The sequence below is a fragment of the Pseudomonadota bacterium genome (assembly GCA_023229365.1).
Classification (GTDB): Bacteria; Myxococcota_A; Polyangia; order JAAYKL01; family JAAYKL01; genus JALNZK01.
This window is the reverse complement of record JALNZK010000064.1, coordinates 20,309-30,523: the sequence shown is the minus strand read 5'-3', so window position 1 is coordinate 30,523 and position 10,215 is coordinate 20,309. Positions and strand designations below refer to the sequence as shown.

Genomic DNA, 10,215 nt, shown 5'->3' with positions numbered 1-10,215 from the left:
GTCAGCGTCGTCTTCCCGTGGTCGATGTGCCCGATCGTCCCCACGTTCACGTGCGGCTTGTTCCTTACGAATTTCTCCTTCGCCATGACAAAGCTCCTTGTGTGGCCCACTCACCGAGGCCCATGTCTTCAAGAGCCCACGACCGGATTCGAACCGGTGACCTCCTCCTTACCAAGGAGGTGCTCTACCTTCTGAGCTACGTGGGCCTGGACTCGCTCTCTCTCAACCTCCGCTTCCCTCGGAACACCGCCGCCGGGAGCAGAGCGGGAAACGGGGATCGAACCCGCGACCCTCAGCTTGGAAGGCTGATGCTCTACCAATTGAGCTATTCCCGCCCAAGCGTCGCCCGTCGCCACGCGCAGCCGGAAGGCACCTCGCGGTGCAGCGCCGGCTCCCTCGGGTGGCGGGAGGAGGATTCGAACCTTCGTAGGGCGTAGCCCGGCAGATTTACAGTCTGCTCCCTTTGGCCGCTCGGGAATCCCGCCATGATAGCTCTACAGAGCCGACGGCGCTCGAGCTGGCGATGGGACTTGAACCCGCAACCGCCTGATTACAAATCAGGTGCTCTGCCAATTGAGCTACGCCAGCCTAATCGCGCCGAAACGACAGGCCGCACATTTCAAACAACCGCTCCCGAGGCCGGTTCCCCGAAAGCCCGCTTTTCGAAGACAAGGTGCACCACTCGACGCGCTTGCCCGCGAAGCGAGCGGTATGTATAGAGGCCACCCCCCTCAAAGTCAACAAATAATTGGCGCGCGTTTAAAAAAATTGTGCCAATTCCGATTCGCGCGTCTATTCGAGAGGTTATCTACGATTCCGGGCGTCAATCACCGAGGGTGATCCGGTGGCGCCTCTTCTTGCCGGCGCGCAGGACGAGCTGACCGTCCGTGAAGTCTTCTGCGGAAATGCCCGACATGTGGTCGGTGAGCGCGCGCTCACCCGCCCAACCCGCACCGCTCTTGAACAGCTTCGTCGCCTCCCCCTTGGAGGCGCACAATCCGACTTCCACGAAGAGGTCCACCGCGCGGACGCCCTCGCCCGACGCGAGGCGCGATCGCGCGAGCTCCGTCGTCGGCATGGCGTCGACGGCGCCGCCCCCGGAGAACGCCGCCAGCGCCCCCTGCCGCGCCTCGACGGCCGCCGGCTCACCGTGGCAGATGCGCGTGGCCTCGAAGGCGAGCGCCGCCTTCGCCTCGCGGATCTCGGCGCCCTCGAGCGCCGAAAAGCGCGCGATCTCGCCCTCCTCGAGCAAGGTGAACAACCGCAGGAATCGCGCGACATCACGATCGTCTACGTTTATCCAGTATTGAAAATACTCGTAAGGCGTCGTCAGCTCGGCATCGAGCCAAACCGCGCCGCGGGCCGTCTTGCCCATCTTCTCGCCGCTCGCCGTCGCGAGCAGCGGGAACGTCAGGCCGTGCGCCTCGGCCCCCGCGACGCGCCGCACGAGATCCGTGCCCGCGACGATGTTGCCCCACTGGTCGTCCCCGCCCATCTGCAGCGCGCACCCGTACCGCTGGTAAAGCACGAGGAAGTCGTACGCCTGGCAGATCTGGTAGTTGAACTCGAGGAAGCTCAGGCCCTTCTCCATGCGCAGGCGGTACGCCTCGTACGACAGCATCTTGTTCACCGAGAAGTGGCGGCCGATGTCGCGCAGGAACGTCACGTAGTTGAGCGGCTCGAGCCACTCCGCGTTGTCGACCGCCCGCGCCCGGCCGCCGAAGTCGAGGAACCGCCCGAGCTGCTTCTTCACCGCGTCGAAGTTCGCGCGGAGATCGTCGCGCGTCAGGAGCTGCCGCTGCTCGGTCTTGCCGGACGGATCCCCGATGAGGCCGGTCCCGCCGCCGACGAGCGCGATCGGCGCGTGGCCGGCGCGTTCGAGGTGCACGAGCCCCATGATGGGCACGAGGCTGCCGACGTGCAGGCTGCGCGCCGTGGGATCGAACCCGATGTACGCGGTGACGGGGCCTTCCTCGAAGCGCGCGCGCACGGCGCCCTCGTCCGTGCACTGCTTCACGAAGCCGCGCCGCTTGAGGGTGTCGTAGACGTTCTCGCTCATGGCGTTGCACGTTAGCCGAACGCGTGGGCCGCGTCAAAGAGGCTCGGATCCGGATGTCGACACCCGGACTGAGCGGAGGTACTGTCGATTCGTTTCAAAAGGGAGCGTCGCATGGCCGACCTGGTTCTGTTCGAGGAGAAGAAGGTCCGTCGAGTCTGGAACGAAGAGGATGGGAAGTGGTACTTCGCCATCGTCGATGTCGTCGGGATCCTCTCGGAGAGCATCGATCCGGCCGCCTATTGGAGAAAGCTCAAGGAACGCCTTAAGAAAGAGGGAAATGAAACCGTGACGAATTGTCACGCTTTCAAGATGACGGCCGCGGACGGCAAACAGCGTATGACCGGCGCCGCGGACGCGGAGCAGCTCCTGCGCCTCATCCAGTCGGTTCCGTCGCCAAAGGCCGAGCCGTTCAAGTTGTGGTTGGCCAAGGTGGGCCACGAGCGGCTCCAGGAGATCGAGAACCCGGAAATCGCTTCGCAGAGAATGCGCGAGATCTACCGCCAGAAGGGCTACTCCGACGCCTGGATAGAAAAACGGATGCGCGGCATCGCCGTGCGCGACGAGCTGACCGATGAATGGAAGAAACGCGGCGTCAAGGAGCAGGTCGAGTACGCCATCCTCACGGCCGAGATCAGCAGGGCCACCTTCGGGATGACGCCGTCGGAATACCGCGAGCACAAGTCGCTGGCGAACCCGGGCGACAATCTCCGCGACCACATGACCGATCTCGAGCTCATCTTCACGATGCTCGGCGAGGCGTCAACCACGGAAATCGCCCGGAAGAAGGACGCGCAGGGGTTCTTGCCGAACAAGCGGGTCGCGCGGGAAGGCGGCACGGTCGCGGGAAACGCCCGCCGCGATCTGGAGAAGAGGAGCGGCCGCAAGGTCTCGACTCGCGACAACTTCCTGGAAGAGCCCGAGAGGCGGCGGAGACTGACCGCCAGAAAAGCTCATCGCGAAAAATAACAGAGGCGCCGACTCCCCTTGTCGCGGCTCACCCGGTGCCGTAGATTCCACGCTTCGAGGAGGTTGCGATGCCCAAGCCGCTCCATGGTCCCTTGCCCAAGGCGTACGACCCGTCGGCGATCGAGAAGCCGATCTACGAGTTCTGGGAGCGCGGCGGCTTCTTCGCCGCGGCGGACACCTCCGACAGGCCGCCGTACTGCATCGTCATCCCGCCGCCCAACGTCACGGGCGCGCTGCACATGGGCCACGCGCTCACCGCGACGATCCAGGACATGCTGATCCGCTGGCGCCGCATGCAGGGCCGCAACACGCTCTGGCTCCCCGGCTCGGATCACGCCGGGATCGCGACGCAGATGGTCGTCGAGCGGCAGCTGCGGAAGGAGGGGATCTCGCGCCACGACATCGGCCGCGAGCGCTTCGTCGAGCGCGTCTGGCAGTGGAAGGCGCAGTACGGGAACCGGATCACCGAGCAGCACAAGCGGCTCGGGGCGTCGGTCGACTGGGCGCGCGAGCGGTTCACGATGGACGAGGTGATGTCCCGCGCGGTCCGCGAGGCGTTCGTGCGGCTCTACGAGGAGGGTCGCATCTCGCGCGACAACCGGCTCATCAACTGGTGCGTGTCGTGCCGCACGGCGCTCTCGGACGTCGAGGTCGATCGCGACAAGCCCGAACCCGGCGAGATGTGGTCGTTCGCGTACCCGCTCGCGGACGGCGACGGCGAGATCGTCGTCGCGACGACGCGCCCCGAGACGATGCTCGGCGACACGGCGGTCGCGGTCCACCCGGACGACCCGCGCTACCGCGGCCTGATAGGGAGGCACGTCCGGCACCCGTTTCAGGATCGCACGTTCCCGATCGTCGGTGATCCGATCCTCGCGGATCCGGAGAAGGGCACGGGCGCGGTCAAGGTGACGCCGGCGCACGACCCGAACGACTTCCTGTGCGGCTCGCGCAACGGCCTCGCGTCCATCGAGATCTTCGACGACGCGGGCGTCCTGAACGAGAACGGCGCGCCGTTCGCGGGGCTCGACCGCTTCGTGGCGCGCGAGAGGGTGAAGGCCGCGCTGGTCGACAAGGGGCTCCACCGCGGCCGGGCCGATCACGAGTACGCGCCGGGCCGGTGCCAAAGGTGCCGCACCGTCGTGGAGCCGAAGCTCTCGCTCCAGTGGTTCGTCGACACGCGGGAGATGGCGACGCGGGCGATCGAGGCGGCGCGCGCGGGCCGCACGGAGTTCGTCCCGAAGCACCAGGAGCACAGGTACTACGACTGGCTCGAGGCGAAGCTCCCGTGGTGCATCTCGCGCCAACTCTGGTGGGGCCACCGCATCCCCGCCTGGTACTGCGAATGCGGCGCGGTGACGGTGTCGCGACAGGATCCTGCCGCGTGCGGTGCGTGCGGCGCGACCGCCATCCGCCAGGACGAGGACGTGCTCGACACGTGGTTCTCCTCCGCGCTCTGGCCGTTCTCCACGCTCGGCTGGCCCGAGGAGACCCGCGCGCTCGAGACGTTCTACCCGACGTCGGTGCTCGAGACCGGCTACGACATCATCACGTTCTGGGTGTCGCGCATGATGATGATGGGGCTCGCGCTCATGGGGGACGTGCCGTTCCGCAAGGTGCTGCTCCACCCCATGGTCCGCGATCAGGACGGCAACAAGATGTCCAAGTCGCGCGGCAACGTCATCGACCCTATCGACGTGATGGACGGCATCACTCTCGACGCGATGATCGAAAAGACGCGCACGTTGACGCTGCCGCAGGCGGAGATCGAGAGCGCGATCCGGTACCAGAAGGAGCGCTTTCCGGGCGGCTTCTCGGAGTGCGGCACGGACGCGCTCCGGTTCACGCTCGCGGCGTACACCGGGCAGGACCAGGACATCCGCTTCTCCGTGGATCGCGTCGAGGGGTACAGGAAGTTCTGCAACAAGATCTGGCAGGCGACGCTCGGGTTCGCGATGCCCCACTTCGAGGGGATGACCCCCGTCGACGGGGTGCCGGAGCCGGCGACGCTCGCGGACCGCTGGATCCTCTCGCGGCTCGCCGAGGTGGCGGAGGAGGTCGGGCGGGGGCTCGAGGAGTTCCGCGTCGGCGAGGCGACCCAGGCGCTCTACCACTTCTTCTGGGACGAGCTGTGCAGCTGGTACATCGAGCTGCAGAAGCCGGTCCTGTCCGGCGGCGACGACGCCGCCCGGGAGAAGGGGCGGCAGGTGCTGCGCCACGCGCTCGACGTGTCGCTCCGATTGCTCCACCCGATCATGCCGTTCGTGACCGAGACGCTGTGGCAGGAGCTGCCCCACCCGCCGGGAGCCCCGGACTCGATCATGACAGCGAGGTTCCCGACAGCGGCCGACGGGCTCCTCGACCCCGCGGCGTGTGCGACTGCGGCGCGGCTCCAGGAGGTGATCAACGCGGTGCGGGCGATCCGCTCCGAGTTCGCCTTGGCGCCGTCGCGCGGGATCTCCATGATCGTGCGGACGGACGACGCGGAGCTCGCGGCGCTGATCTCCGGCAGCGGCGCCCTGCTCGCGGCGCTCGCTCGCGTGGAGAGCGCGGCGATCATCGGCGCCGACGCGCGGAGGCCGCCCGGTTCGGCCACGGGCGTGATCCGCGGCGCGGAGCTGCTCGTCCCGCTCAAGGGGCTCATCGACCTCGACGCGGAGGCGGCGCGGCTCGCCAAGGAGAAGGAGCGCGCCGCGAAGGACATCGAGATCGCCGACAAGAAGCTATCGAACGAGCGGTTCACGGCCAAGGCGCCTGCCGGGGTCGTCGCGAAGGAGCGCGAGCGCAAGGAGGAGGCGCTCGCCCGGCTCGCGAAGATCGCCGAGGCGATCGCGCGGCTCGACGAGGTGCGGCGCGCATGACGGGCCGGCTCGCACGGTCGTTCGCCTGCCTCGCGGCCGCGGCGGCGTGCCTCGCGTGCGGCGCCGCCCAGGACCAGGGCTCCGCGCCCGATCCGAAGGAGCTCCTGGGTCGCGGCGACTACGCGGCGGCCCGGCTCGCGGCGGAGGCGAAGGGCGGCACCGACCCTTCGGACCGCGCCGTGATCGCCTTGAGCCACATCGCCGAGCGCCCGGATCGAGCGGCGGCGGCCGAGGCGGTGAAGGCGCTCTCGAGGGGCGCCGCCCGCCCGCTCGCGGCGGAGGCCGCGGCCGAGATGCTTGCGCTCTACCCAACGGCGCCGGACTGCGCGGACGGCAAGCGCGCCCTGCTCGCAGCGGAGATCGCGCTCGGCGCGCTGGGCATGGGTCCTGTCGCAGCGCAGCCGCCGCCCGAGGGCTCCAAGGGCGCCTCCGAGGCCGCCCTCGCCGTGGCGATCGTCGAGCGGCTCCGGCTCGGCCTCGCGGGAGCCGAGGCGTTCGACGGATCCCGCGTCCTCGCCGTCTGGAACGGCTGCATCACGCTGCTCGGCCGCTCGATGCGGGCCCCGACCGATCCCGACGCGTGGCTCCTGTTCGTCAACCTCTCCGGCCTGGCCGTCCTCGTGACCGCCGCGGCGCCGACGTCCGACCTATCGCGCGCGCTGCTCGAGTCGTCGGTGACCGCCGTCGAGGCGAACCCCGGCATCTCCGTCGCGGTGCGTTGCGATCTCGGCTCGCCGTTCGACGAGCTGCGCGCCGCGCTGACCCGCGCGCGCGACCTCGGCGGAAGGCTCGAGCGCGCCGTCGCGGCCTCGCTCGGCTGCACCCGCGGCCAGTACGCGCCGCGGCGCAAAGAGTGAGCCGTGCCGCCTAGGCCGCCGCGCGTCGCCGTGGTGGAGCCGTGGCTGGGCGGGAGCCACGCCGCGTTCGCGGACGGGATCGCGCGCCGGATCGGGCTTGCGTGCGACGTCGTCGGACTCCCCGCGCGATCGTGGCAGTGGCGCATGCGGCTCGCCGCGATCCGCCTCGCCGAGGAGCTCGACGCGCTCGATCCCGCGCCGGACGTCCTCCTCGCGACCGACTACGTGAACCTGCCGGGGCTCGCGGCGACGAGCAGGATCGCGGCGCGCACACCCGTCGTCCTTTACTTCCACGAGAACCAGCTCACGTACCCGCGGCGGCGCGGCCGCGCGAAGGGCGATCCGGAGTTCGGCGGCATCAACCTGCTCTCGTGCTTCGCGGCGTCGCGCTGCGTCTTCAGCTCGCACCACCAGCGCGCGGCGTTCTTCGAGGCGGCGCTCGAGTACGCGGCGCGGGAGGATAGCGTCGACGCCGCGGCGGCGATCGAGGCGCTCGAGGAGAAGTCCGACGTGCTGCCGCCAGGCATCGAGACCGAAAAGCTCGACGCGGCGAGAGCTGGACGCGAAGACCGCCGCGGCAGACCTCTGCGAATCGTCTGGCCGCACCGCTTCGACCACGACAAGAACCCGGACGACCTGTTCGCGGCGCTCGTCGACCTCGCCGGCGAGGGCCTCCAGTTCGAGCTCGCGGCGCTGGGTGATCCGTCGGCGGATCTTCCACCCGCCATGGCGAAGGCGCGCGGCGCGCTCGGCGAAAGGATCGTCGAGTGGGGCCGTCTCGAGGGGGACGCCTACGCCGCGGCGCTCGCGGCATCGGACGTCGTGGTCTCCACCGCCTACCAGGAGACGTTCGGCCTCTCGGTCGTCGAGGCGATCCGCGCGGGCTGCGCGCCGCTCCTCCCCCGCCGCCTCTCGTACCCGGAGCTCCTCGGCGACAAGGGCGAGGGACGCCTCTACGACAACCGCGGGCACCTCAAGCGGACGCTCCGCAAGTTGATGCGCGACCCGGGAGCCGTGCGCGCCGCCAACGCCGACCTGTGGTTGGAGATGGAGCGATTTTCCTGGCCTGTCTTGGGGCCGCGGTTCCGGGAGCTGCTCACGAACGTCGCAGAATCGCGGGAACGGTGATCTTCTCCATCAGGCGGGCTGCGTCGATGGCCGTCGCGAAGCGCCCCGCGCGCGGATCTCGCGCTGCTCGCGCTCGAGCGCCTCGGTCGCAAGCCGCCAGTACTCGAGCTCCTGTTCCGGCGTCATGCCCGCGGTCTCGGCGACCACGCGCTCCGCGCCGCGACGTTTCATCTCCACGCAATCGAACTCCTTACTCTTCATAGTCGATGACCTCGGAAGGCGAGTGGATCGCCAGCGGCGCGTATCCGCGCAAAACGTTGATCGCGTTGTAGAGCGGTATCTTCCGCGAGTGGACGATGTGCTTGAAGTTCCAGCTCACGACAAGAGAGCACCCAGCCACCGTAGCCAGCGCGACGTGCAGTGCGTCGTCGGAGAAGCTCGGCCCGACAATCCCCTCGTTCAAATAGGCGGACCGCAGCGACAGCGCAGCATCCGTCACCTCAGCGATCTCCGCATAAGGCATCAAGTCGTCGAACACCTGACGCACCTTCAACGGCGCGTCTTCCATCTCCCGGCGTACGACCGCCGAGGAGACGAGAGTGAATCGCCCTTCCCGCACCTGATCCCAGAACACGGAGGTCGGCCCGCTGAACTCGTCGTCGAAGACGCCTCCGAAAACGGATGTGTCTGCGTATACGCGAAGGATCGCCATGAGAGCCTCCGGGGCATTTATACCATGCCACCCGGGCGGATGCTCGAACTCCGCGTCAGCACCCTTCGTGTCGAAAAGGCGATGAGCTGCTCAAAAAACGCTCGAGAGGATTCCAATCGCGCCGCTGGAGAAGCGCGCCCCGACCGCGCCGCAGCCGCAGCCGCCCTCGCCCGAGTCGTCGCCGGTCGCGTCCGCGTCCGCGTCGGTGTCCGTGTCCGTGTCCGCGTCGGCGTCCGAGTCTGTGTCCGAGTCCGTGTCCGAGTCGGTGTCCGCGGCCGGGGGCTCGATGTCGAGCGTCACCTCGAAGGAGTGATCCTGCCCGTGCGGCCCGACGACATGGACGTACTCATCCTGCCAGCTGTGCTCCGGATCGTCGAACGCGGCCTCGGAGAAGGTCAGCGTCACGAACGTCGACGCGCCGGAGCCCACCGTTCCGGTCGCGGGATCGAAAGTGAGCCAGGGCCGGCCGAGCGCCGTCGCGACCCCGAACTGCACGGGGCCCGTGCCCTCGCAGACGACGAGCTCGACCTCGCGATCCGCGGTCGCGCCGCTCCCCTCCTCGAGCTGCACTGTGATGTGCGAGCCGTCGACGAGGCAGATCTTGTCGCCCATCGCCGACGCGTCCACCTCGAGCGCGGTGGCCTGCGTGCCGAAGCGGGTCGCGCTGTCCCTTTGGATCTCGAAGAAGCCGTCCATGCCCCAGCCGGTGCCCCAGCTGTTCTTGACGATCCAGCTCGGCTCGTCGTCGTCTTCCGCGTGGTCGTCCCAACCGACGATGAGCACCGAGTGCCACGAGCTGATGATCTCGGCGGGCGTGGGCGAGTCCTCGTAGACGCCGCTCGTGTAGAAATCGAAGCTCGCGGGCACGACGAAGCTCGCGACCACGGGGCCGCTGACGAGCGCCGCCTTGATCTCCTCCTCGGTCGCGATGTCCCACATCTCGTCGATCGACGGCAGCCACGATCCCGAGACGACGGTGAAGCGCCGATCATCGACGTTCGCGCACGCCTCGGCGCAGTTTCCGTCGGTCGCGGTGTACGGGTGGCACGTCTCGTCCGGGACGCCCGGATCCTGCAGCGGCGTGATGAGCGCCTCGGAGCTCCACGTGCCCATCGAGCAGGAGCTCCCGGCCACGCACGACACGAGGTTCTGCTCGGAAAGATCCACGTCGAACGCCGGATCGCCGAAAGAAATGTTGATCCGCGACTCGGTGCAACCGATCGCCGCGAACACGGCGCACGAGCCGCACGCGCCCTGATCCTTGACCGGCGTGCTCCAGTCCGCGCCGTCGACGTCGGCCCAGCTGAACCGCGCCGCGAGCGGATCGACGACCGGCGCGTCCGGGCTCACGTCGTACGGCGTGAACTCGCCGTCCGGCGCGCGCCCCGCGAGCTGGTCGGCGGTCATGAGGCGCGCCCGCGCGAGGTCGCGCGGCATCCGGCTCACCGAGGTCTCTCCCGCGGTCCAGCGCAGGCCGAGCCGCTCGATGCGATCCCGGACGTCCTGCAACGTCGCCGGATCGGCCGAGACCGCCTCCGGCGCGTGGAGAAGCGCGAACGATGCGACGAGCGCGAGCCCGGAACGAGCCGCGCGAGAAACGGAACCGAGCCTGGGCGACATGCGGATTCCCTCCTGTGCCGGACGCGGGCGGTGCCCTCGCGCCCGCCCCGATCCGACCGTGTATATTAGCAT

General features: G+C 68.6%; 9 protein-coding genes and 4 tRNA genes. 4 read left to right on the top strand and 9 right to left on the bottom strand.

Annotation, left to right across the window (positions count from 1 at the left end; all coding sequences use genetic code 11):
- The 6 genes from M0R80_20610 to tyrS form a co-directional block, all read right to left on the bottom strand.
- Positions 1-86 (bottom strand): GTP-binding protein (locus tag M0R80_20610; GenBank protein MCK9462036.1); only part of this gene is annotated, 86 nt, incomplete at its 3' end.
- 47 nt (positions 87-133) lie between these two features.
- Positions 134-206, bottom strand: a tRNA-Thr gene (locus M0R80_20605).
- A 56-nt stretch (positions 207-262) separates the two neighbouring features.
- Positions 263-335 (bottom strand) — tRNA-Gly (locus M0R80_20600).
- Between the two features lie 66 nt (positions 336-401).
- Positions 402-485: transfer RNA gene (locus M0R80_20595), tRNA-Tyr, on the bottom strand.
- Positions 486-515: 30 nt separating this feature from the next.
- A tRNA-Thr gene (locus tag M0R80_20590) sits at positions 516-588 on the bottom strand.
- Between the two features lie 235 nt (positions 589-823).
- On the bottom strand, positions 824-2,059 hold the full coding sequence (gene tyrS / locus M0R80_20585) for a tyrosine--tRNA ligase (protein MCK9462035.1): 1,236 nt from the start codon (positions 2,057-2,059) through the stop codon (positions 824-826).
- A 111-nt stretch (positions 2,060-2,170) separates the two neighbouring features.
- Here tyrS and M0R80_20580 point away from each other — a divergent pair, with 111 nt between their 5' ends.
- From M0R80_20580 to M0R80_20565, 4 genes are all read left to right on the top strand, one after another.
- On the top strand, positions 2,171-3,025 hold the full coding sequence (locus tag M0R80_20580; protein ID MCK9462034.1) for a Bro-N domain-containing protein: 855 nt from the start codon (positions 2,171-2,173) through the stop codon (positions 3,023-3,025).
- A 68-nt stretch (positions 3,026-3,093) separates the two neighbouring features.
- The gene (locus tag M0R80_20575) at positions 3,094-5,886 is read left to right on the top strand and encodes a valine--tRNA ligase (GenBank protein ID MCK9462033.1); all 2,793 of its coding nucleotides are present in this window, start codon (positions 3,094-3,096) and stop codon (positions 5,884-5,886) included.
- Positions 5,883-6,743, top strand: coding sequence for a hypothetical protein (locus tag M0R80_20570; GenBank protein MCK9462032.1), 861 nt, complete (start codon positions 5,883-5,885; stop codon positions 6,741-6,743). The genes M0R80_20575 and M0R80_20570 overlap by 4 nt, the downstream gene beginning before the upstream one ends.
- Positions 6,744-6,746: 3 nt before the next feature.
- A complete protein-coding gene (locus tag M0R80_20565) occupies positions 6,747-7,871 on the top strand; it encodes a DUF3524 domain-containing protein (GenBank protein ID MCK9462031.1) in 1,125 nt (374 codons plus the stop codon).
- 9 nt (positions 7,872-7,880) lie between these two features.
- Here M0R80_20565 and M0R80_20560 read toward each other — a convergent pair whose 3' ends face one another.
- The 3 genes from M0R80_20560 to M0R80_20550 form a co-directional block, all read right to left on the bottom strand.
- Positions 7,881-8,048 (bottom strand): hypothetical protein, encoded by a 168-nt coding sequence (locus M0R80_20560; GenBank protein ID MCK9462030.1) that lies wholly within the window; start codon positions 8,046-8,048, stop codon positions 7,881-7,883.
- A 13-nt stretch (positions 8,049-8,061) separates the two neighbouring features.
- A complete protein-coding gene (locus M0R80_20555; GenBank protein MCK9462029.1) occupies positions 8,062-8,523 on the bottom strand; it encodes a type II toxin-antitoxin system VapC family toxin in 462 nt (153 codons plus the stop codon).
- A gap of 90 nt (positions 8,524-8,613) precedes the next feature.
- A complete protein-coding gene (locus tag M0R80_20550; protein MCK9462028.1) occupies positions 8,614-10,143 on the bottom strand; it encodes a C1 family peptidase in 1,530 nt (509 codons plus the stop codon).
- Positions 10,144-10,215: the final 72 nt, after the last annotated feature.

What these genes read in the sequence shown, in the direction of transcription:
- tyrS (MCK9462035.1), bottom strand. Translation starts at nt 2,059, where the DNA reads ATGAGCGAGAACGTCTACGACACCCTCAAGCGGCGCGGCTTCGTGAAG.
- M0R80_20580 (MCK9462034.1), top strand. Translation starts at nt 2,171, where the DNA reads ATGGCCGACCTGGTTCTGTTCGAGGAGAAGAAGGTCCGTCGAGTCTGG.
- M0R80_20575 (MCK9462033.1), top strand. Translation starts at nt 3,094, where the DNA reads ATGCCCAAGCCGCTCCATGGTCCCTTGCCCAAGGCGTACGACCCGTCG.
- M0R80_20570 (MCK9462032.1), top strand. Translation starts at nt 5,883, where the DNA reads ATGACGGGCCGGCTCGCACGGTCGTTCGCCTGCCTCGCGGCCGCGGCG.
- M0R80_20555 (MCK9462029.1), bottom strand. Translation starts at nt 8,523, where the DNA reads ATGGCGATCCTTCGCGTATACGCAGACACATCCGTTTTCGGAGGCGTC.
- M0R80_20550 (MCK9462028.1), bottom strand. Translation starts at nt 10,143, where the DNA reads ATGTCGCCCAGGCTCGGTTCCGTTTCTCGCGCGGCTCGTTCCGGGCTC.